This window comes from Kitasatospora sp. NPDC087271 (assembly GCF_044744605.1).
GTDB lineage: Bacteria > Actinomycetota > Actinomycetes > Streptomycetales > Streptomycetaceae > Kitasatospora.
The window spans coordinates 634,091-653,583 of sequence record NZ_JBIUYQ010000002.1 but is presented as its reverse complement, the minus strand read 5'-3'; the positions used below and the strand labels follow the sequence as shown (position 1 = coordinate 653,583).

General features: G+C 70.9%; 24 protein-coding genes, 1 pseudogene and 1 riboswitch. Of the genes and pseudogenes, 8 read left to right on the top strand and 17 right to left on the bottom strand.

The annotated features are described in order from the left end of the window. Positions 1-31: 31 nt before the first annotated feature. Together ACIO9K_RS06055 and ACIO9K_RS06050 are read right to left on the bottom strand one after the other, a co-directional pair. Positions 32-232: a DUF397 domain-containing protein gene (locus tag ACIO9K_RS06055; protein ID WP_363581558.1), complete on the bottom strand. Its 201-nt coding sequence runs from the start codon at positions 230-232 to the stop codon at positions 32-34. Position 233: 1 nt separating this feature from the next. Continuing rightward, complete coding sequence (locus ACIO9K_RS06050; RefSeq protein ID WP_400327327.1) at positions 234-1,094, bottom strand: helix-turn-helix domain-containing protein; 861 nt, start codon at positions 1,092-1,094, stop codon at positions 234-236. 239 nt (positions 1,095-1,333) lie between these two features. Between ACIO9K_RS06050 and ACIO9K_RS06045 the strand changes: the two genes are divergently transcribed. Genes ACIO9K_RS06045 through ACIO9K_RS06035 form a run of 3 tightly spaced genes read left to right on the top strand, consistent with a single transcriptional unit; the run spans position 1,334 to position 2,072 of the window. Next, entirely contained in the window at positions 1,334-1,696 is a 363-nt protein-coding gene (locus tag ACIO9K_RS06045; RefSeq protein WP_400327325.1) for an ATP-binding protein, read from the top strand. Further along, a complete protein-coding gene (locus ACIO9K_RS06040) occupies positions 1,693-1,947 on the top strand; it encodes a hypothetical protein (protein WP_363581564.1) in 255 nt (84 codons plus the stop codon). The genes ACIO9K_RS06045 and ACIO9K_RS06040 overlap by 4 nt, the downstream gene beginning before the upstream one ends. Beyond that, positions 1,947-2,072, top strand: coding sequence for a hypothetical protein (locus ACIO9K_RS06035; RefSeq protein ID WP_363621076.1), 126 nt, complete (start codon positions 1,947-1,949; stop codon positions 2,070-2,072). Before ACIO9K_RS06040 ends, ACIO9K_RS06035 begins: the two co-directional genes overlap by 1 nt. A 64-nt stretch (positions 2,073-2,136) precedes the next feature. Here ACIO9K_RS06035 and ACIO9K_RS06030 read toward each other — a convergent pair whose 3' ends face one another. The 5 genes from ACIO9K_RS06030 to hisC form a co-directional block, all read right to left on the bottom strand. Further along, positions 2,137-2,829, bottom strand: coding sequence for a hypothetical protein (locus ACIO9K_RS06030; protein WP_363626281.1), 693 nt, complete (start codon positions 2,827-2,829; stop codon positions 2,137-2,139). Positions 2,830-2,836: 7 nt separating this feature from the next. Beyond that, positions 2,837-4,048, bottom strand: a complete 1,212-nt coding sequence (locus ACIO9K_RS06025; RefSeq protein ID WP_363581570.1) for an ABC transporter permease — start codon at positions 4,046-4,048, stop codon at positions 2,837-2,839. Further along, the gene (locus ACIO9K_RS06020) at positions 4,045-4,848 is read right to left on the bottom strand and encodes an ABC transporter ATP-binding protein (protein WP_350876857.1); all 804 of its coding nucleotides are present in this window, start codon (positions 4,846-4,848) and stop codon (positions 4,045-4,047) included. The genes ACIO9K_RS06025 and ACIO9K_RS06020 overlap by 4 nt, the downstream gene beginning before the upstream one ends. A 2-nt stretch (positions 4,849-4,850) precedes the next feature. Continuing rightward, entirely contained in the window at positions 4,851-6,260 is a 1,410-nt protein-coding gene (locus ACIO9K_RS06015) for an efflux RND transporter periplasmic adaptor subunit (RefSeq protein ID WP_400327321.1), read from the bottom strand. A gap of 292 nt (positions 6,261-6,552) precedes the next feature. Then, positions 6,553-7,629, bottom strand: a complete 1,077-nt coding sequence (gene hisC / locus ACIO9K_RS06010) for a histidinol-phosphate transaminase (protein ID WP_363581574.1) — start codon at positions 7,627-7,629, stop codon at positions 6,553-6,555. A gap of 383 nt (positions 7,630-8,012) precedes the next feature. Here hisC and ACIO9K_RS06005 point away from each other — a divergent pair, with 383 nt between their 5' ends. The 3 genes from ACIO9K_RS06005 (at position 8,013) to ACIO9K_RS05995 (ending at position 11,597) form a co-directional block, all read left to right on the top strand. Continuing rightward, complete coding sequence (locus ACIO9K_RS06005) at positions 8,013-9,170, top strand: LacI family DNA-binding transcriptional regulator (RefSeq protein WP_363581576.1); 1,158 nt, start codon at positions 8,013-8,015, stop codon at positions 9,168-9,170. 114 nt (positions 9,171-9,284) lie between these two features. Further along, a complete protein-coding gene (locus ACIO9K_RS06000) occupies positions 9,285-10,535 on the top strand; it encodes a metallophosphoesterase (RefSeq protein WP_363626273.1) in 1,251 nt (416 codons plus the stop codon). A 240-nt stretch (positions 10,536-10,775) separates the two neighbouring features. Further along, positions 10,776-11,597: a hypothetical protein gene (locus ACIO9K_RS05995; protein WP_400327318.1), complete on the top strand. Its 822-nt coding sequence runs from the start codon at positions 10,776-10,778 to the stop codon at positions 11,595-11,597. Here ACIO9K_RS05995 and ACIO9K_RS05990 read toward each other — a convergent pair. Continuing rightward, positions 11,555-12,061 (bottom strand): DUF5994 family protein, encoded by a 507-nt coding sequence (locus ACIO9K_RS05990; protein ID WP_363626269.1) that lies wholly within the window; start codon positions 12,059-12,061, stop codon positions 11,555-11,557. The genes ACIO9K_RS05995 and ACIO9K_RS05990 overlap by 43 nt on opposite strands. Before the next feature lie 256 nt (positions 12,062-12,317). Here ACIO9K_RS05990 and ACIO9K_RS05985 point away from each other — a divergent pair, with 256 nt between their 5' ends. Beyond that, entirely contained in the window at positions 12,318-12,755 is a 438-nt protein-coding gene (locus tag ACIO9K_RS05985; RefSeq protein ID WP_363626267.1) for a CBS domain-containing protein, read from the top strand. 61 nt (positions 12,756-12,816) lie between these two features. Here the strand turns inward: ACIO9K_RS05985 and ACIO9K_RS05980 are convergent, their stop codons facing one another. The 8 genes and pseudogenes from ACIO9K_RS05980 to ACIO9K_RS05945 form a co-directional block, all read right to left on the bottom strand. Next, the gene (locus tag ACIO9K_RS05980) at positions 12,817-13,224 is read right to left on the bottom strand and encodes a type II toxin-antitoxin system VapC family toxin (protein ID WP_400327315.1); all 408 of its coding nucleotides are present in this window, start codon (positions 13,222-13,224) and stop codon (positions 12,817-12,819) included. Beyond that, positions 13,221-13,451 (bottom strand): FitA-like ribbon-helix-helix domain-containing protein, encoded by a 231-nt coding sequence (locus ACIO9K_RS05975; protein ID WP_363581588.1) that lies wholly within the window; start codon positions 13,449-13,451, stop codon positions 13,221-13,223. The genes ACIO9K_RS05980 and ACIO9K_RS05975 overlap by 4 nt, the downstream gene beginning before the upstream one ends. 266 nt (positions 13,452-13,717) lie before the next feature. Continuing rightward, positions 13,718-13,900 (bottom strand): annotated as a pseudogene (locus ACIO9K_RS05970) (phosphomethylpyrimidine synthase ThiC); the annotation flags it as partial. A 49-nt stretch (positions 13,901-13,949) separates the two neighbouring features. Beyond that, positions 13,950-14,495: a Uma2 family endonuclease gene (locus ACIO9K_RS05965; protein WP_363581590.1), complete on the bottom strand. Its 546-nt coding sequence runs from the start codon at positions 14,493-14,495 to the stop codon at positions 13,950-13,952. A gap of 107 nt (positions 14,496-14,602) precedes the next feature. Beyond that, positions 14,603-16,459, bottom strand: a complete 1,857-nt coding sequence (gene thiC / locus ACIO9K_RS05960) for a phosphomethylpyrimidine synthase ThiC (protein ID WP_400327312.1) — start codon at positions 16,457-16,459, stop codon at positions 14,603-14,605. Beyond that, a riboswitch (TPP riboswitch) is annotated at positions 16,455-16,589 on the bottom strand. (Overlaps the previous gene by 5 nt.) A 140-nt stretch (positions 16,590-16,729) precedes the next feature. Beyond that, positions 16,730-16,930 (bottom strand): DUF5326 family protein, encoded by a 201-nt coding sequence (locus tag ACIO9K_RS05955; RefSeq protein WP_063348421.1) that lies wholly within the window; start codon positions 16,928-16,930, stop codon positions 16,730-16,732. Positions 16,931-17,146: 216 nt separating this feature from the next. Further along, complete coding sequence (gene tenA / locus ACIO9K_RS05950) at positions 17,147-17,815, bottom strand: thiaminase II (protein ID WP_063348422.1); 669 nt, start codon at positions 17,813-17,815, stop codon at positions 17,147-17,149. Between the two features lie 33 nt (positions 17,816-17,848). Then, complete coding sequence (locus tag ACIO9K_RS05945; RefSeq protein WP_363626245.1) at positions 17,849-18,166, bottom strand: cupin domain-containing protein; 318 nt, start codon at positions 18,164-18,166, stop codon at positions 17,849-17,851. Between the two features lie 153 nt (positions 18,167-18,319). Between ACIO9K_RS05945 and ACIO9K_RS05940 the strand changes: the two genes are divergently transcribed. After that, positions 18,320-18,700 carry a phage holin family protein gene (locus ACIO9K_RS05940; protein WP_363581596.1) on the top strand — a complete coding sequence of 127 codons (381 nt, stop codon included), beginning with the start codon at positions 18,320-18,322 and terminating at the stop codon, positions 18,698-18,700. Between the two features lie 181 nt (positions 18,701-18,881). Here ACIO9K_RS05940 and ACIO9K_RS05935 read toward each other — a convergent pair whose 3' ends face one another. Further along, positions 18,882-19,307, bottom strand: coding sequence for an SsgA family sporulation/cell division regulator (locus tag ACIO9K_RS05935; RefSeq protein ID WP_363581598.1), 426 nt, complete (start codon positions 19,305-19,307; stop codon positions 18,882-18,884). Between the last annotated feature and the right edge of the window lie 186 nt (positions 19,308-19,493).

The window sequence follows — 19,493 nt, the reverse complement described above, 5'->3', positions numbered from 1 at the left end:
AGAGCAGCAAGGGGCCGCCGGATCGTTTCGCTCAGGCGTCACCGGTGAAGTGGTCGAACTCCCCGGCCTTCGCGCCCCGGAGGAACGCGGCGAACTTGAGGGCGGTGGTGCGGACGATGACCTCGCCCTCGTCGGACTCCCGGAGTTCGATCAGTCCGGCGACCGCGCGGACCTCCACACAGTTGTCGCTGGAGCTACTGAAGGACGACTTCTGCCATTGGTCTTGAGACATCTCAGCCTTTCAGGTTCTTGGCCGTGCGATGGATCAGATCTCGCGAATCCTCGCCATTGAGAGCAGCCTTCTCGATGCGGTTGAAGACTTCACGATAGGACTCAAGCTCGCTCGGGGCGTCGAAGAAGATCGGGCCCTGCGATGACTCCACCTCGGCCGTATCAAGCTCGGACACCTCCCCGGAGGTGTAGATGAGGCTCTCGACCGGTCCGGGATAGGTGTGGGCGGTGAAGGGGATGACGCGGATGCTTATGTCATCCCTGAGGGAGTCATCGATCAGGCTGTGAAGCTGCCCTCGCAGCACGTCGGTGCCACCGAAGCGTGTGAGCAGACTGGACTCATGTAGATAGGCTTCGAGCTTCTTCCGAGGGCTCTGAAGGACCCTCGTTCTGCGCTCCGAACGGAACGCGACATGCAGATCGAGTTCGTCGGCAGGAAGTCGAGGGATCCGTCGACTGAAGATTCCTCGTGTGTAGTCGTCTGTCTGCAGAAGTCCCGGAAGGAACGTCGACGCGCAAACCCTGATCGTCGTTGCCGCGAAGTCCTCGTGCTCGGCGGATTCGAGGAAGACGTCGGGGATGTGGTTGCGGTACTGCTCCCACCAACCCTTGTCTCGCACTGTGATGATGCCGTTGAGGGCGTCGATGAGCGGCTGGTTGTAGCACTCGCAGGCATCGGCGACTGTCCGGAGCCGGTCCACGCTGACGCTGGTCTTCCCGCTCTCCATCTGCGTCACCTGGGCAGGGCTCACGCCGAGCACGCGGGCAAGTTGGCTGCCTCCGAGGCCTGCCTGCTCTCTCATCTTTCGCAGTTCAGCGCCCAGGCGACGCTGACGAAGGGTTGGGTTGTGGCGACCTGGCATGGCGTCCTCTCAACATCCTGTGGGATCAGTGTGCCGCGTCGGCTACGGCAAGGACCATCCGTCCCCCGGGAGAGGGATCTTCCTCGCAACTACCTAAATTTAAGTTCCGATGCGCTATCGTCAACTTCAGATCGATCCGATGGATCGTCAGAAATGCCTGTTCGTCGGGCAGTAGGCGCCTGCTGCCCACGCGCTGAAGGCATCCCCCTCTCCACACCAGCAGCCTCGCGGAGGTTCCCGTGTGCACCCTCAACACCCCCTCGCTCGCGCTCGCCCGGCAGTCCCTGCGGGACGCCCTGACCCGCTCCGGGTGGGACGCCGAGACCATCTTCTTCGCCGAACTCGCCCTGGCCGAACTGGTCGTCAACGCCTGGCGGCACGGCAAGACCGCCTCCCCCGTCGTCCTCCTCTCGCTCCTCGACGGCACCCTCCGGGTCTCCGTCTCGGACGAGAGCGACGTCCTCCCCGAGCGACACCAGCTCCCCGACCTGGCCACGACCGGCCGGGGGCTCCAGCTCATCGAGGGGCTCACGCACCGCTGGGGCGTGGACACCCAGGAGCGCGGCAAAACGGTCTGGTACGAGCTGGACTTCGCCGTGTGAGCGCCGCCCGCGAACCCGTCGCGCCGGACGACCCCCGGATGCGCGACTACACCCCGCCCCAGATCGTCGCCCTGCTCGGCGAGGTGCACCAGCGCGGACGCTCCTACGGTCTCCTCTGGGGCTCCGCCTTCCCCCACGAGACCACCCTCGACGGCCGGATCCTCGTCGACTTCGGCAACGCCCCCGTGAGCACTCTGCTCAACCTCCTCCACCTCCTCCGCGACGTGGAACGGGACGAGGCGTGGGGGTGATGAGCTTCTTCGTCGGCGCGGCCCTGGTCTTCCTCCTCGCGCCCGCGATCGTCATCGTGGCCCTCGGTGCCATCGCGACCCTCAAAACGCCACACCCCGGCGACGACCGCGACGAGCAACACTGACCACATGCGAAGGCCCTCGCCCCAGGGATGGGCGAGGGCCTCGCGGCGTCCGGGAGCTACGGGGTCAGCCCCCGGACGGGTTCCTGGGAGCACCGCCACCGCCGAAGCCACCGCCGCCGAAGCCGCCACCGCCGAAGCCACCCGCGCCACCCGCACCGGCGGCCGCGCCCTCGACGAGCTGGCTGGCCGCGTAGCCGCCGTTGGCGTCGGGGGTGCCGACGACGGTCACGCTCTGGCCGGGCTGGAGGTCGGCGACCTTGCCCTCCTTGTTGAGCTGGACCTTCGTCGCGTCGCCGGTGGTGACCTTGACGGTGTTGCCGTTGGCGTCGGTCAGGTAGACGGTGGTGCCGTCGACGGCCTTGACCGTGCCCCGGGTGAGCCCGGCCTGCCCGCCCTGGCTCTGACCAGTGCCCTGGCCCTGACCACCGCCCTGACCACCCCGGCGGGAGCCGCCCTGCCCGTACCCGCCGCCGCTCGCCCCGGCCGCCCCGGCCGCCCGCTGCTGCGGCACAGCCCCAGAGGCCGTCGCGTGCGAGGAGCCGCTCTTCGTCCCGTGGTTCTGCTGGTACCAGACCCCGCCCGCGAAGGCCCCGCTGGCGATGACGCCCCCCGCCAGCACCAGGCTGAGCCAGGGCAGCTTGCGCCGCGGCGGGGCGGCGAGCTCGGCGGTGACGTCGCGGGCGTCCGGCGGGGTGGCGAGCAGGGCGACCTGCTCGGCCGGCGTGCTGCTGCTGACCGTGGCGATCTCGTTGCTCATGGGAGTCCTACTCGTGCCGGAGGGCGTCGATCGGCCGCAGCGAGGCGGCCCGGTTGGCGGGGTAGCTGCCGAAGAACAGCCCGATGGCGACGGCGATGCCGAACGCGCCGATCACGGATTCGGGGATCACCACCGGTTTGATGCCGACGATGCTGAAGTGCGAGCCGGCGATCCCGGCGGCCACCCCTAGGCCGGCGCCGAGCACCGAGAGCAGGGTCGACTCGGTCAGGAACTGCCCGAGGATCACCGCGCGCGGGGCGCCGAGCGCCTTGCGGATGCCGATCTCCCTGGTCCGCTCGGTGACCGTCACCAGCATGATGTTGGTGATCCCGATCCCGCCGACGAGCAGCGAGATCGCCGCCACCGCGCCGAGCAGCACGGTGAAGGTCTTCGTGGTGCTCTCCCTCGCCGTGAGCAGCGAGGACTGGCTGGTGATCCGGAAGTCGGCCTTGGTCGGGTCGGCGATCGCGTGGGTGCCGAGCAGCACCCGGGTGATCTCGGCCTGGGCCGCGGTCGTGCTGTCGGCCGAACTGGCCTGCACCAGGATCTGGTTGACGGCCCCGAAGCCGGTGAAGGCGTTCTGCACGGTCGGCAGCGGGGCGATCACCACGTCGTCCGGGTCGGTGAAGCCGCTGCCGCCCTTGGCCTGGAGCACGCCGACCACGGTGAACGGGGTGCCGCCGAGGACGATCTTCTTGCCGACCGGGTCCACGGTGTCGAACAGCTGCTTGGCCGTCGTGGCGCCGAGCACCGCGACCTTGCGCGAGCCGAGCACGTCGTCGTCGGTGAAGTACTCGCCGTGCGCGACCTTCTGGTTGGCGGTCTCGAAGTACGCCGGGTAGGTGCCGACGATCGAGCCGGGGCTGTACGAGATGTCCCCGTACAGCGCCGTCCCGCTGGTGGTGACCACGGGGGCGACCGACCTGATCGCGGTCGAGTCGGTGTCGGCGGCCAGTGCCTTGGCGTCGGCGACCGTCAGCTTCTTCACCGAGGAGGTGGCGCGGGCGCCGCCGCTGGCCGAACCGGAGCTGACCGTGAGCGAGTTGGTGCCGAGCGAGGTGATCGACTCCTTCACCGCGACCGACGAGCCGTTGCCGACGGCCAGCAGCAGGATCACCGAGGCGACGCCGATCAGCACCCCGAGCATGGTGAGCGCCGAGCGCACCTTGTTGGCGGCCAGGCCGCCGACCGCGAAGCGGAGCATCTGCCAGAGGATCACGCCGACACCCCCAGCTCGCGCAGCAGCGGCGGCGGCCCGTCCACCGGGGCCTGCCGGACGTCGCTGACGATCCGGCCGTCGACCAGCCGGAGCACCCGCTTGGCGTGCCGCGCGACTTCGTCCTCGTGGGTGATCAGGACGACGGTGCGGCCGGTGGCGTTGAGCGCGTCGACGAGGTCGAGGACCTCCTCGGTGGAGCGGCTGTCCAGGTTGCCGGTGGGCTCGTCGGCGAGCAGCATCGCCGGTGCGGTGACCAGTGCCCGGGCGACCGCGACGCGCTGCTGCTGGCCGCCGGAGAGCTGGTTGGGCCGGTGCCCGGCGCGCTCGGCGAGGCCGACCAGGGAGAGCGCGGCCAGGGCCCGGCGGCGCCGCTCCGAGGCCCGGACGCCCGCGTAGGCGAGCGGCAGCTCGACCTGGGCGAGCGCGGTGGTGCGCGGGATCAGGTTGAAGGACTGGAAGACGAAGCCGATCTTGCGGTTGCGGACCAGCGCGAGCTGCCCCTCGTCGAGGTGGCCGACGTCGATGCCGTCCAGCAGGTAGCGGCCGGCGGTCGGGACGTCCAGGCAGCCGAGGATGTTCATCATGGTGGACTTGCCGGAGCCGGAGCTGCCCATCACCGCGACGTAGTCGCCCTGGTGGATGTTCAGGCTGACGCCGAGCGGGCCGCCGGTGTCCGGGTCCTCCGGGCCGTGCAGCGCGTGCACGACGGCGTCGCCGTGCCCGTACGCCTTGGTGATCCGGCGCAGCTGGATGACGGGCGGGGGCGCCGCCGGGACGCGCTTGTCGATGACGTGACGCATGCTCAGCCCTTACCGCCCCGGCCGGCCCCGCCGCCGCCGGCGGCACCGCCGCCCCCGCCGACGCCCGCCAGGCCGGCGCCGCCGCCCTGGCCGCCACGGCCCTGGCCGCCGCCGATCCCCGGGAAGGAGGCGTTCGGGAAGCCGTTGCCGCCGCTGGTGGTGGGGAGTTCGACCTTGTCGCCCTCCTTCAGCCCGGAGACCACCTGCACCGTGCTGTCGCCCTCGACGCCGACCCCGACGCTGACCCGCTCGCTGGAGCCGTCCGGGTGCACCACGGTCGCGGTGCGGCTGGCGCCGGTGCCGGAGAGCGCGGAGGTGGGCAGTGACAGCGCGCTGTCCGCCTCGCCGGTGATCACCTGGACGGTGGCGCTCAGGCCGGTGCGCAGCGCGCTGGTGTCACCGCTGAGCTGGAGCGTGGCGGCGTACTGGACGGCCGTCGAGCCGGCGCTGCCGCCGCCGCTGCTGGGCAGCGAACTGACGGACAGGACACTGGCGTTGAGCTTGGTGTCGGACTGCGCGTTCAGGGTGACGGTGGCCGCCTCGCCCTTCTTGAGCTTGAGCGAGTCCAGTTCGGAGAAGTTGGCGGTGACCTGCATCCCGGTCGGGTTGGTCAGCACGATGAAGCCGCTCGGCGCGCCGCCCGAGGCGGTGCTGCCGGTGGACGACTTGCCGGTCGACCCGGTCGACCCGGTGGAGCCCGACGAACCGGACGAGCCGCCGGAACCCGCGCCGCCCACGGTGTCGCCGACCTTCGCCGAGACGGACGCGACCGTCCCGTCCACCGAGGCGGTCAGGGTGGTGCCGGTCAGCGCCGCCTGGGCGTTGGCGAGGGTGGTCTGCGCGGTGGCGACCTGCTGCTGGGCCTGGGCGACGGCCGCGTCGTCGACCTTGGTGGTGGTGATGGTGGTGGTCTGCGGAGCGGGCGTGCTGTTCGCGCCCGCTCCGCGGTCCCCACCACCGCCGCCGTTGCCGCCGGCGCCGGAGGTCGCACCCGGCAGCGGCTGGGTGGTCGTGGTGGTGACACCGGCCTGCGCCTTGGTGAGGTTGGCGTTGGCCGTGGTGAGGGACGCCTGGGCGGCGTCCACCTGCTGCTGGGCGGCCGTGGTGTCGACGGTGGCGAGCACCTGGCCCTTCTTGACGGCGTCCCCCACCGCGACCTTGACCGAGGTGAGCCGGCCGCCGGTCGCGAAGTCCTGGGCCGCGTCGGTCGGTGAGACCAGGGTGCCGGTTCCGGACACGGTGGCCAGGACCGTTCCCTTGGCCACGGTCGCCGTACGGATCTGGGTCTTGCCGGCGGCGGCACTGGTGCCGCTGTTCACTGTGGCGTACACCAGGGCGGCACCGCCCAGGAGCGCCACGCCGAGCGCGGAGTTGACGAGGACGACGCCTCGCCGTCGCGGGAGCACCTTCATGCCGGACAGCTTTCCTGGGCGCTCTTGCGGAGCCCTGGGCGCGGGCTGGGAGAAGACTGACCGGGCGGATCCGGGCATTCCGGTCACACCGCCCGGTTCGCGCGGGCGCCTTGGCCGTGCCGTGGGCCGTCGTTGGCCGAACTCCCAGCGGGCTCCCAGTGAGTTCCGGTGAGTTCCGGTGATCTCCAGCCGTCCGGCAGCGCCCCGGGTCCCACCGCCGACCGGCCCCAGACCCCCGGGAACGCCGTAGGGGCGCACCGCGAACGGCGCGCCCCTACGGAGAAGGGAGGGATCAGAGCGACTTGCGGAACGCCTCGGCCACCGAGAGGAAGATCGAGTTGCCCTCGGTCTCGCCGATCGAGATCCGGACGCCCTCCGGGAACGGCCGGACGATCACCCCGGCCTCGGCGCACGCGACGGCGAACTCCTGCGAGCGCTCGCCGAGGCCCAGCCAGACGAAGTTGGCCTGCGAGTCCGGGATCTCCCAGCCCTGGGCGCGCAGCCCGGCCACCACCCGGGTGCGCTCCTCGACCAGCGCGTCCACCCGTTCCAGCAGCGCCTGCTCGGCGCGCACCGAGGCGACGGCGGCGTTCTGGGCGAGCTGGCTGACGCCGAACGGGACGGCGGTCTTGCGCAGCGCGTTGGCCACCGGCTCGTGCGCGATCGCGAAGCCGACCCGCATGCCCGCGAGGCCGTACGCCTTGGAGAAGGTGCGCAGCACGCAGACGTTGGGGCGGTCCCGGTAGAGGTCGATGCCGTTGGGCACCTCGGGGTCGCGGATGAACTCGATGTACGCCTCGTCGACGACCACCAGGACGTCGGACGGGACGGCGTCCAGGAAGCGCTCCAGTTCGGCGCGGTGGATCACGTTGCCGGTGGGGTTGTTGGGGTTGCAGACGAACACCAGCCGGGTCTTCGGGGTGATCGCGGCGAGCATCGCGTCCAGGTCGTGGTCGCCGGCCTCGGTGATCGGCACCGGGACGGGGGTCGCGCCGGCGACCTGGGTGATGATCGGGTACGCCTCGAAGGAGCGCCAGGCGAAGACCACCTCGTCGCCGGGGCCCGCCGTGGCGAGGATCAGCGACTGGGCGACGCCGACCGAGCCGGTGCCGGTGGCGATGTGCTCGACGGGCACGCCGAAGCGCTCGGCCAGCACCTCGCTGAGCTCGCCGACGGCCATGTCGGGGTAGCGGTTGAGCGAGCCGGCCGCCGCGACCGCCGCCTCCAGCACGCCGGGCAGCGGGTCGTACGGGTTCTCGTTGGAGGACAGCTTGTACGCGTCGGCGCCGGCCGGCTTGCCGGGCTTGTAGGTGGGGATGCCGTCCAGGGTCGGCCGCAGCCGCGGGCCCTGCGCTGACGTACTCGTCACGGTCCTACTCCTTCTCGATGCTGTCCGCGCGCGTTCGGCACGCGTTCGGCGCGTGTTCTGCGCGTGTTCTCCGGTGCGGTCGCCCCCGCCACCTGTGGGATCGCCACCGTGCCCGGGATCTCGGAACGCGTCCGGGGCACCCCGGTCGGGTGCCTTGAACGATACCGACCGCGCTCACCCGTAGGGGTGAGATGCCCGGTCGGGTGACAGGCGCAGATCAGCCATTCTGCCGGGTTCCTTTGGCACATGTCAGAGGTAAGACGGCTGGTTTCGTGCGGGTATCGAAGGAGCGCACCCCGGCTCACTCTTGGAGAAACGTATCTCCGAGGGCTCCCGATGCGCCGGTCACAGACCCTTGTCAGGAGCCATACGATCGGTCCGCCATGACAGCAGCAGCCAACCAGAGCGGTCGGCGTCCCACCACCTCACGGCGTCTGGAGCGGGCCGGCATCCGGGATGTGGCAGCAGCCGCCGGAGTGTCGATCACCACCGTCTCCGACGCGCTGAACGGAAAGGGCCGCCTGCCCGACGAGACCCGCAGCCGGGTGCGCGAGGTCGCCGAGCGCCTCGGCTACCGGCCCTCCGCGGCCGCCCGCACCCTGCGCACCGGACGGTCCGGCCTGATCGGGCTGACCGTCACGACCTACGGTGAAGAACCGTTCACCTTCACGGAGTTCGCGTACTTCGCCGAGATGGCCCGGGCCGCCACCAGCGCCGCCCTCGGCCGCGGCTACGCGCTGGTGGTGCTGCCCGCCTCCTCCCGCCACGACGTCTGGGGCAACATCGCCCTGGACGGCACCGTGGTGATCGACCCGCCCGACCAGGACCCCCTGGTCAGCGAGCTGTACCGGTCCGGCGTCCCGGTCGTCAGCGACGGCAAGCCCGGCAACTGCCCGGTCACCGCCTGGGTCGACAACGACCACGAGGCCGCCGTGCTCGGCATCCTCGACCACCTCTCCGAGGCCGGTGCCCGCCGCATCGGCCTGCTCACCGGCACCAGCACCGACACCTACACCCGGCTCTCCACCGAGGCCTACCTCGGCTGGTGCACCAAGGTCGGCCAGGAGCCGGTCTACGAGGCCTACCCCGCGCACGACCCGGCCGCCGGCGCCGTCGCCGCCGACCGGCTGCTCGCCCGGCCCGACCGGCCCGACGCCGTCTACGGCCTGTTCGACCCCAACGGCACCGACCTGCTCGCCGCCGCCCGCCGCTACGGCCTGCGGGTCCCCGACGACCTGCTGCTGGTCTGCTGCAGCGAGAGCGACGTCTACGCCACCACCGAACCGCCGATCACCACGCTCTCCCTCAAGCCGCGCCGGATCGGCACCACCGTGGTCAACCTGCTCATCGACGCCATCGAGGGCGTCGACTCAGGGACGGGCGTCGACATCGCCCGGCTCTTCCCGCCGCGTTTCCGCACCGCCGGCACCGGCCCGCCACCGGGCACCCTGATGCCGACCGAGCTGATCGTCCGCGCGTCCTCCCAGCGCCGGAGCCCGCGCACCACCGTCAGCCCTCCCCGACTCCCGGGCGAGGTCTAGACCATACCGAGCCGGGACAAAACGGACCTTGCGGGACGGCCCGGCTGACGCTCCGGAGGATTGGATACCCACCAGGTGACGACGCCGGGAGAGTGGTCTTCCTATGATGGGCGAATGACACCCGAGGACCGCTTCCCCGGGCCTGAACACCCCGACTCAGGCCCCCGCCACCAGCCGGACCTCGACGTGCTGCCGTACGGCACCTACTACGAACCGGAGCCCGCCACCGGCTACCCCGGCACGCCGTACGAAGCGGAGACCTACAGCGGCTACGGCGGAGCCCGCTACCTGGAGCAGCACTGGCCCGCCGACGGGCAGGACCACACCGTGCACGCCCCGGAGAACGCCCCGCTCTTCTCCCACCAGGACCACGCCGGTTCCCACCAGGACCACCCCGGCTACGAGCCGGCCCTGCCCGACCAGCAGTCCCCCGCCCACCAGGACCACGCCCACCAGGCCCCCGGCCGCGACGACCCGCCGACCATCGAACTCGGCCCGCCGCTGCCCGACCCCTCCGCGCCCAGCTACCCGTACCCCGCCCCCGGCCCCGGCGAGCCCCCCGGCCCGCTCTACGTCGTCGGCGACGTGCACGGCTACCTGGAGGAGCTGCGCGCCGAGCTGCGCCACCAGGGCCTGATCGACGCCGAAGGCCACTGGTCCGCCGGCCGCTCCCGGATCTGGTTCCTCGGCGACTTCACCGACCGCGGCCCCGACGGCATCGGCGTCATCGACCTCGTGATGCAGCTCGCCGCCGAAGCCGCCGCCGCCGGCGGCTACTGCCGCGCCCTGATGGGCAATCACGAGCTGCTCTTCCTCGGCGCCGCCCGGTACGGCGACGAACCCGTCCAGTCCACCGCCGGCACCGCCTCCTTCCTCGCCGCCTGGCGGCTCAACGGCGGCCAGCAGCACGACCTGGACCGGCTGGAGGGCCACCACATCAGCTGGCTCTCCCGGCTGCCCGCCATCGCACTGGAGGACGGCCACCTGCTGCTGCACTCCGACACCACCGCGTACCTGGAGTACGGCGAGTCCATCCCCGACGTCAACGACGCCGTCCACAGCCTGCTCGCCGACGAGGGCGTCGACGAGTGGTGGGACTGCTTCCGCCGCTTCACCAAGCGCTTCGCCTTCCGCGGCGACGCCGGCCCGACGGCCGTCCACGAACTCCTCGACACCTACGGCGGCACCCGCATCGTGCACGGGCACAGCCCCATCCCGTACCTCACCGGCGCGGTGCACGCCGACGACGGCCAGCCGCCGCACATCCCCGGCCCCTACGTCTACGCCGACGACCTCGCGGTGGCCATGGACGGCGGCGTCACCATGGAAGGGCGCCTGCTCGTCGCCCGACTCCCCGTCAACTGAGGCCCGCGGACCGGGGTCGGTCGAACGGGCGTTCCCGGCGCCCGGGCCACCGCACGCGCGCGGGCCGGGGCGCGAAATTCCGGAAACCGACTGTCAGCACGGCCGCGCCCGCCCCTAACATGAGGCACACCACACCCGGCCGCCCGTCCGGCGGCCCGCCTCCGCGCCCGTTTCGGCGCCCCTGAGGGTCCCGCGGCCCCTGGGGCGGAGCGAACCGGGGTCCGCATGAACGGGGTCCCCATGACCAACCCCCCGCCGCTGCTCGCCGAGGACCGCCCGGAATACGAGCGCCTCCTCGCCGAAGCCCTGCGCGACCACACCGTCCTCACCGCCCTGCGCGCCCCCGGCGCGCTCACCACCGACCAGCTGCGCGTCCGCGCCCTGCGCGACGCCGACGCCATCGCCGCCGCGGCCGCCACCGAGTACACGCACTACACCCGGCTGCGCGAGACCCTGCGCACCACACCCCCGCCGCCCCCGGGCGCCGAACCCATCGCCCCCGGACTGCTCACCCAACTGCGCTCCGCCAACGGCGGCGCCGGGCTCTTCCCCGTCCTCACCGTGCTCACCCCGGTCCTCGCCTGGACCGCCGCCCTGGTCCTGCTGCTCATCGGCTACCTGCTGCGCGCCGCCAACCCCGACCTCACCCTCGCCCGCAGCCTCGTCACCGCCGGCTGGGTCGCCCTCGCCGCCGGAGTCGCCGCGATGGCCATCGGCATCATCGGACTCGTCCTCACCGCCATACGCGACGGCGGCGCCGCCGCCCCGGCCGGCACCGACCCCGAACTCGCCGACGCCCGCCGCGAATGGCGCACCGCGCTGCGCGACCGCGGCCTGCTCCCCTACCTGCACACCCACCTGCCCGCCGTCCCCGCCGGCGCCCCCGAGTTCACCAGCCCGGGGTACACCTCACCCGACTTCACCAGCCCGGGCCCCGTCCCCACCGCCGACTACACCTCACCCGACTTCACCAGCCCCGGCGCCGTCCCCACCCCGGCCCCCGACTTCACCGCCCCCGGCTACACCAGCCCCGCCTTCACCAGCCCCGACGACGTCACCTGACACCCGAACCCCGGCCAGTCCAGCAGGAGTTCGGCCGCCGGGGTGCGGTTGCCGGTCGCCGACGCCGCCGCCATGGCCGTGGAGGCCGTCTCCGGGTCGGTGCGGGGCGGCACGACCAGGAGGAGGAAGTGGTCCTGGAAGCCGCGGGTGACGCTGATCGTCGCGCTGCTGCTGGTGAGCCAGTTGATCCTGATCAGGAGGCCGTTCACCACGACGGAACGGGGCACGCCGTCCCAGGCCGAGGTGTCCAGGCCCACCCGGATGATGCGCCCCAGGTGGGCGCCGAGCGCGGTGACCAGGTCCGGCAGTTCGGCCAGCACCCGGTTCGAACGCGGCCACCAGGCACCGTCGAACACCCCGCCCCGCGCCATCGTCGGCTCCAGCACCAGACGTGGCAGCAGCGGGACTCCGGGCACGGACCACGGCCCGGGAGTGGCGGGAACGGGGAGGGGGATCGGCAGCATCAGAAGCCGCCCGTCCGGTCCGCAAGGACCTGTCATGACCCAGGGCGACACCAGCGCCGGTACCGGTATACGGAATGTCCTCGGTTGTCTCCCAACGGTACTCCGCGGCACCCTCCGGCGGGCCTGCCGTCACGGGAGTAGGCTCGAAGACATCCAGGGCATTCCGCATCCCGGTACCCGTTCCGGCTTCGTTCTGGGTGAAGGGTCGTCCGGGCCGTTCCGGCCGGACACCCGGGGACGGGAAGCGGTGACCACCGTGACCACTCACACCCCGCAGGCGGCACGCACCGGCCACGGCCTCACGGTCGCCGACGCGATGGAGCCCTGCGAGTACCAGATAGCCGACGACAGCACCGTCGACCAGGCCAACGACATCCTGCGCGGCGCCCACGTCGAATACCTGCTCGTCCGCGGCCACGACGGCCGGTGCGAGGGGCTGGTCACCCGCACCGGGCTCCACACCTTCCTGGAACACCCCCGGCCAGGCGAGCGGACCTCGATCAGCGCCACGGCGCACCAGCGCGGCCCGTTCGCCTGGCCGGGCCTGGGCCTGGCCCTGGCCGCGATCGCGATGCGGGTCAAGCGCATGGCGGTCTGGCCCGTCGTCGACGACGACGGCTACATCCTCGGCATCCTCACCGCCGACCGCGCCACCGTCCTCCTCGAACCCGCCCCTGCCCCCGCCCTCGCCTGACCCGCCCCGCCCCGCCCCGCCGGACGCCGGGACGCCGCGCCACTACGAAGAGTTGCGTCAGTCAGGGATGGCTCGCGGCGAAGACCTCAACCTCGCACTTTGCCGCACCGCTGCGTTTGATCCTCGCGTCGCTCGTGACCAGCGGTGCACCGAGGGCTTCCGCCAGGGCGACGTACTGGGCATCGTAGGAGCTGAGGTTGGCGTGCAGCTTCTTCACCCTGTCCCAGAACGGCAGCGTCTCCCGTTTGGCGATGGGAAGCATCCGGTAGGCGACGACCGCTCTTTCCACCTCCTTCTCGGTCAACTTGCCGCCACGCTGCATGCCGAGCAGGGCCGACTGGATCTCGTAGTCCAGGAGAGTGGGGGCGTAGACGTCCCCCGCCTCGGCCACACGGCTCCGGATGAGCTCTCCGTTCGAGCCGTGGGCCGTGAGGACCAGAACCAGAGCGGAGCAGTCGATGACGATCAACGCCCGGCTCGCCCCTCGTCAATGGCAGAAACGATGTCGGCGGCGCTGACGCGAGCGGTGGTCTCCCGGTTCAGCCGCTCCATCATCTCCGCCATCGTGGGCTTGGACGTTTCTCTTGCGATCAGGTCCTGCATGAATGCCTGGAGCGACTTGCCGGCCTGGGCCGCGCGGACCTTCAGGGTCTGGATCTGGTCGTCCGGGACATCTCGGATGGTGAGTGCCGTCATATCTGCACTCTAGCGCCACTAGCTGCAAAATGCAGAACTCCATCCGACCGGATCACGCCTCTTTCATGGGCTTGATCAGCAGCGGCGAGTACGGCATACCAGCTCCTCACCGAGGGTGACTGGAACGGCGCTCAGCGTAGTACGCCGGATGTGCCCGCGTCCGAAGTCCGGACAAGTGTGTTGCCGTCCGCCTTCCGTGCGCAGACACGGTGCCGCCCCGGCAAGCGTCGAAGCTCACCGGGGCGGCAGCGAGGTGCAGCTGGACGTCATTCGGCCAGCGGGAGGTAGACCCGGTTGCCCTGGGCGGCGAACTCGGCGGACTTCTCCGCCATCCCGGCCAGCGCCTCGGCGTCGAACTCGGTCTCCACGGCACTGGACCCGTCACCGTGCTCGGCGCGGATCTTCTGGCTGATCTTCATCGAGCAGAGCTTCAACCCAGAACCAGCACATTCACGCTGGCCAACCACACTGGCGCACCGCCCGGACCGGACGAGACCGTCAGTACGGGAGCAGAACCGTGGTGTCGAGGGTGAAGCCGAACGGCTCGGGGATGTGGATGACCTCCCCGAAATCGGCGTCTTCCCTCATCCGATAGCGACCGGCCTCGGGCTCCCTGAAGAGCGTGACGGTCTTCTGCGCGGCGTCCACCAAAAGGTAGAGCGGGATCTGCATCAGCGGGTAGTCACGGAGCTTGCCGACCCAGTCGTTCTCCGGGTTCGACGGCGAGACGATCTCGACTGCGATGAGAGCCAGCTCGGCCGGAACCCTGTTCTCCGTGGTCGTCATGGCGTCTTCGGGGAGATACGTGAGGTCTGGGTTTCGCAGCTTCGACACCTGAGGAGAGGTCAGGTCCATGTTTCCCGTGGAGAGGTATCCAGCCGGAGCACGGGCCTCGAACTGTCGGCGGACAACGGAGAGGTTCCGCTCGTGGATGGCCGAGGGCGACGCCTGCATGATGACGATGTCACCAGAGAACTCGATCTTGAAGTTCGCCGGGGCGGACCTGCGGAACTCCTCGATCAGGGCGAGGTGCTCAGGGTTCATCTGTCCTCCTGGGGTATGGCCCAGCACCACGCTACCGGCTGATGAGGAGACGCTGCCCCAGGACAGCCTCTTCGGTGTCAAGGGACAGCGCCATCGTCAGACCTTCGTCAGTCGGCCAGCGGGAGGTAGACCTTGTTGCCCTGGGCCTTGAACTCCTCGGACATGGCCTTCATGCCCTCGACGGCTTCCTCGTCGTACTCGGGCGAGGCCGCACCGTTGCCGAACTTCTCATTGATGCTTTTGCTGATCTTCATCGAGCAGAACTTCGGGCCGCACATGGAGCAGAAGTGGGCCGTCTTGGCGGGTTCGGCGGGGAGGGTCTCGTCGTGGAAGGCGCGGGCGGTCTCCGGGTCGAGGGCCAGGTTGAACTGGTCCTCCCAGCGGAACTCGAAGCGGGCGTCGGAGAGGGCGTCGTCCCAGTCCTGGGCGCCGGGGTGGCCCTTGGCGAGGTCGGCGGCGTGGGCGGCGATCTTGTAGGTGATCACGCCGGTCTTGACGTCGTCGCGGTTGGGCAGACCCAGGTGCTCCTTGGGCGTGACGTAGCAGAGCATCGCGGTGCCCCACCAGGCGATCATCGCGGCGCCGATGCCCGAGGTGATGTGGTCGTAGCCGGGGGCGACGTCGGTGGTGAGCGGGCCGAGGGTGTAGAACGGCGCCTCGTCGCAGATCTCCTTCTGGAGATCCATGTTCTCCTTGATCTTGTGCATCGGGACGTGGCCCGGGCCCTCGATCATCACCTGGACGTCGCGCTCGCGGGCGATCCGGCCGAGTTCGCCGAGGGTCTGCAGTTCGGCGAACTGCGCCTCGTCGTTGGCGTCCGCGATGGAGCCGGGGCGCAGGCCGTCGCCGAGCGAGAAGGTGACGTCGTAGCGCGCGAGGATGTCGCAGAGCTCCTCGAAGTTGGTGTAGAGGAAGTTCTCCTGGTGGTGCGCCAGGCACCAGGCGGCCATGATCGAGCCGCCGCGCGAGACGATGCCGGTCTTGCGGCGGGCGGTCAGCGGGACGTACCGGAGCAGGACGCCGGCGTGGACGGTCATGTAGTCGACGCCCTGCTCGCACTGCTCGATGACGGTGTCCCGGTACACCTCCCAGCTCAGCTCCTCGGCCTTGCCGTCGACCTTCTCCAGGGCCTGGTAGAGCGGCACGGTGCCGATCGGCACGGGGGAGTTGCGCAGGATCCACTCGCGGGTGGTGTGGATGTTGCGGCCGGTGGAGAGGTCCATGACGGTGTCGGCGCCCCAACGGGTGGCCCAGGTCATCTTCTCCACCTCCTCCTCGATCGAGGAGGTGACGGCGGAGTTGCCGATGTTGGCGTTGATCTTCACCAGGAAGTTGGTGCCGATGATCGCCGGCTCCACCTCGGGGTGGTTCACGTTGACCGGGATGACGGCCCGGCCGCGGGCCACCTCGGCCCGCACGTACTCGGGGGCGAGGCCCTCGCGCAGCGCCACGAACTCCATCTCGGGGGTGACCACGCCCCGCTTGGCGTAGGCGAGTTGGGTGACGGCGGCACCGCCGCGGCCGCGCAGCGGGCGACGCGGGCGGCCCGGGAAGACGGCGTCCAGGTTGCGCAGGTTTCCGCCGCGCGGCGAGGTGTGCTTGATCCCGTCGTCCTCGGGGCGCGCCTCGCGGCCGTCGTACTCCTCGACGTCGCCGCGCTGGCGGATCCAGGCGTCGCGCAGGGCGGGCAGGCCGCGCCGCACGTCGGGTTCGTAGGCCTGGTCGGTGTACGGGCCGGAGGTGTCGTACAGCGGGACGGTCCTGCCGTTGGTGAGCTGCACCTCGCGGTACGGGACCCGCAGGTCGGGCCGGGAGCCTTCGCGGTAGGCCTTGCGCCAGGCCGGGGTGGGGTAGCCGGTGCCGGCGCTGGTGACGGTGGCGGTGGCGGCCTCGGTGCCGCTGTTCCCGGTGCCGCTGTTCCCGGTGCTGCGGGCAGGCTGCGGCTGTGCTTCGAACGTGGTCATCTGACCTCATACTCCCTACGCCGGCATTACCCGGTCAGGTTCCTGCGGTCGACGCAGCCGTCGGTCCGTCCGTCGACGTCCCGGTCAGCGCCCTCTCAGCCCGGTGCTCCGAGCTCCCGCGTCGGCAGGCGGTGTTGCCTGCACATGACGCCCAACACCGTAGCGAGCCGATCGCCGCAGGTCCAGCACGCCTCCGGCCGGCCGGACCCCGCGCCAGGAACGTCGAAGGCCCGGCCCCCCGTCCGGGGGGGCCGGGCCTTCGACGGTTGCTCAGCCCTTGGCGGCCTTCTTCACCAGGACCACCACGGCGGCGGCGATGCCGGCGACGACCAGCACCTTGATCATGATGCTCAGCAGGGCGCCGACGACGCCGAAGACGAATCCCACGATGTTCCAGAGCAGCACCAGGACCAGCACCGGGATGACGATGTTCCGCACCCAGGAGGGCAGCGACTTCCAGAGCTCAGCCATGACCGTTCCTTCTCTCCCCGTGGGGTCGGCTGCCGTCCGGTGCCGCATCCCGCTTGCTTTCGGTACTTCGATCGTACGGGGACACGAGTGCCGGAACGAGGCCCGTCGGCCCGGAGAGAACCCCTAGATCACCCCGACCCGGGGCCCCGGGGAGACCCGGGTGCGGGCCTCGGGGACGACCCCCGACAAGGGCCCCGCACCCCCTGCGACCAGCGGTCAGACCGGCCAGCGCTCGCCGCGCCAGGCGGCGTCCCAGAACATCCACTCGTAGCGCGAGGTGGTCGTGAAGTGCTCGACGACCCGGCGCCGTTCGGCCGGGGAGATCTCCTCGCCGAGGCGGTCGGTGAGCGCCAGCACCCGGCGGACGACGGACTGGAACGCCTCGTCGCCGTAGGTGGCGATCCACTTGGCGTACAGCGGGTCTGGGGAGCCCTGGGCGAGCAGCGCCTCGCCGACCCGGGCGTAGATCCAGTAGCAGGGCAGCACCGCGCCGACGGCCTCGGCGAAGGAGCCGCCGTAGACGGTGGCCAGCAGGTAGCTGGTGTAGGCCCGGGTGGTGGGCAGCACCGGTTCGGCGGCGGCCTGCTCGGCGCTGCCGCCGAAGGCGGTCAGGAACTCGGCGTGCATGCCCTGTTCCGCGGCCAGCGCGCCGACCGCGTCGTCCGCGAAGGCCCGCACGTCCTCCTCGCCGGGCGCCTTGGCGGCGCAGACGGCGAGCGCGCGGGCGTAGTCGCGCAGGTAGTGCGAGTCCTGGACGACGAAGTGGCGGAAGGCCGCACGCGGCAGGGTGCCGTCGGTGAGGCCACCGATGAAGGGGTGGGCGAGGATCTCGGCGTACACCGGCTCGATGGCCGCCCAGAGTTCTTCCGTCAGGCTCTTGCTCATGCCCAGGACCCTAGACGGTCGGTCCGCGGGCGGTCAGCCCTCGGGCGGGGAGAACACCACCAGGACCCGCAGCTCCTCGGTGACGTGGTGGAAGCGGTGCGGGGTGCCGGCCGGGACGTAGACGACGGTGCCGCGCCCGACCGTGGCGGTCTCGGCGCCGACGGTCAGTTCGGCGCGACCGCTGATCACCTGGTAGATCTCGTCCTGGTCGTGCGCGGTCTGCGGGTCGGTGTCGCCGGGGGAGAGCGCGTAGAGCCCGGCGGACATCCGCGGTTCGCGCAGGAAGCGCAGGTACGCGCCGTCGTTCGCCGCGCGTTCGACGTCCAGTTCGTCCAACCGGAACAGCTTCACCGCTACTCCCCTCCTTCGTCCATCCACCGTGCGGGCCACGGGCATTCAACACCACGGGCACCGGACCGGGGGCGCCAGGATGTCCGGAGGGAGCGCCAACATGTCCGAGGAGAGCTTCCCCCAGGACGGCGGGGCCTGCCAGGCTTGGGCGTCATGAAGGGTTTCCTCATCAAGACAGTGATCAACGCGGTGGCCATCTGGGTCGCCGCCTGGATCGTCAACGGTATCCAACTCGCGAGCGGCAAGGCCGACCTGGGCCACAAGGCCCTGACGGTGGTCGCCGTCGCCCTGGTCTTCGGCCTGGTCAACTTCCTGATCAAGCCGCTGGTCAAGCTGTTCTCGTTCCCGCTGTTCATCCTCACCCTGGGGCTGATCACCTTCGTGATCAACGCCCTGATGCTGTGGCTGACCTCCTGGGCCGCGGGGAAGCTGCACCTGGACTTCAACGTCACGGGCTTCGTGCCGGCGTTGCTCGGCTCGCTGATCATCAGCCTGGTCTCGTGGGGGCTGCACCTGGCCCTGGACGACGACTGACCTCCGCCGTGGCCGGGCACCGACTGGCCGAACCCGACCCGACCGAACCCGACCCGGCCGGTCACGAGGCGGCCGGACACGAGGCGGCCGGACAGCATCAGGCCGAACACGAGAGGGGCCCGCGCCCGGGTGGTTCACCCGGCGCGGGCCCCTTCGTCGGTGGCGGCGGTGCGGCCACCGCTCACCCCGCGTTCTCACATCCCCGGAGGATGTCCGCGAGCTCGGCGTCGAGTTCCTGCCCGGTGATCTCCTGGCCCATCGGCACCAGCCGGTCGGTGCGCGCCAGGAAGGCGACCAGCGGCGGTGCCGAGGCCCGCAGCAGGGCGTCCCCCTCGGGGGAGTGCAGCACGATACAGACCTCGGTGAGCTCCTCGCCGACCGGGTGGATGTGCACGTCGCCCTCGCCGGAGGGCCGGCTGATGCCGTCGAGCAGCAGCTCGCGCGCGAACACCCAGGTGACGGGTTCGTCGCCGGGCAGGTGGAAGGTGAACCGGACGGCGTACGGGTCGTCGGGCTCGTACTCCAGGTCCACCACGATGCGGAAGGAGAGCTCGTGCGAGACCACGAGGTTCATCACCAGGTGTCCCTGGACTGTGCTGTGCTGCATGGCGCCAGTACCTCTCGTGGGGCCGGCCGGGTGGGCCGTGGGGTGAGGAGCGGGGGCAGGGTTGGGGGGCGGGGGCAGGGCTGGGGGCTTCGGACGTGGTGCCGGGATCGTCAATCGCTGGGTGTGGGGCGTTTTCTGACGGTTTTGTGCAACCAATCCGTGTTAGGTCACCATCGTCCATGTTTG

Excerpts from the sequence above, each read along its gene's own strand:
- ACIO9K_RS06055 (WP_363581558.1), bottom strand. The coding sequence starts at position 232 with ATGTCTCAAGACCAATGGCAGAAGTCGTCCTTCAGTAGCTCCAGCGAC.
- ACIO9K_RS05990 (WP_363626269.1), bottom strand. The coding sequence starts at position 12,061 with ATGCTGCCGATCCCCCTCCCCGTTCCCGCCACTCCCGGGCCGTGGTCC.
- ACIO9K_RS05955 (WP_063348421.1), bottom strand. The coding sequence starts at position 16,930 with ATGGCTGAGCTCTGGAAGTCGCTGCCCTCCTGGGTGCGGAACATCGTC.
- ACIO9K_RS06000 (WP_363626273.1), top strand. The coding sequence starts at position 9,285 with ATGACACCCGAGGACCGCTTCCCCGGGCCTGAACACCCCGACTCAGGC.
- ACIO9K_RS05965 (WP_363581590.1), bottom strand. The coding sequence starts at position 14,495 with ATGAACCCTGAGCACCTCGCCCTGATCGAGGAGTTCCGCAGGTCCGCC.
- ACIO9K_RS06030 (WP_363626281.1), bottom strand. The coding sequence starts at position 2,829 with ATGAGCAACGAGATCGCCACGGTCAGCAGCAGCACGCCGGCCGAGCAG.
- ACIO9K_RS06020 (WP_350876857.1), bottom strand. The coding sequence starts at position 4,848 with ATGCGTCACGTCATCGACAAGCGCGTCCCGGCGGCGCCCCCGCCCGTC.
- ACIO9K_RS05975 (WP_363581588.1), bottom strand. The coding sequence starts at position 13,451 with ATGACGGCACTCACCATCCGAGATGTCCCGGACGACCAGATCCAGACC.
- ACIO9K_RS05940 (WP_363581596.1), top strand. The coding sequence starts at position 18,320 with ATGAAGGGTTTCCTCATCAAGACAGTGATCAACGCGGTGGCCATCTGG.
- ACIO9K_RS06015 (WP_400327321.1), bottom strand. The coding sequence starts at position 6,260 with ATGAAGGTGCTCCCGCGACGGCGAGGCGTCGTCCTCGTCAACTCCGCG.
- ACIO9K_RS05935 (WP_363581598.1), bottom strand. The coding sequence starts at position 19,307 with ATGCAGCACAGCACAGTCCAGGGACACCTGGTGATGAACCTCGTGGTC.
- tenA (WP_063348422.1), bottom strand. The coding sequence starts at position 17,815 with ATGAGCAAGAGCCTGACGGAAGAACTCTGGGCGGCCATCGAGCCGGTG.
- ACIO9K_RS06035 (WP_363621076.1), top strand. The coding sequence starts at position 1,947 with ATGAGCTTCTTCGTCGGCGCGGCCCTGGTCTTCCTCCTCGCGCCCGCG.
- ACIO9K_RS05995 (WP_400327318.1), top strand. The coding sequence starts at position 10,776 with ATGACCAACCCCCCGCCGCTGCTCGCCGAGGACCGCCCGGAATACGAG.
- ACIO9K_RS06005 (WP_363581576.1), top strand. The coding sequence starts at position 8,013 with ATGACAGCAGCAGCCAACCAGAGCGGTCGGCGTCCCACCACCTCACGG.
- thiC (WP_400327312.1), bottom strand. The coding sequence starts at position 16,459 with ATGACCACGTTCGAAGCACAGCCGCAGCCTGCCCGCAGCACCGGGAAC.
- ACIO9K_RS06050 (WP_400327327.1), bottom strand. The coding sequence starts at position 1,094 with ATGCCAGGTCGCCACAACCCAACCCTTCGTCAGCGTCGCCTGGGCGCT.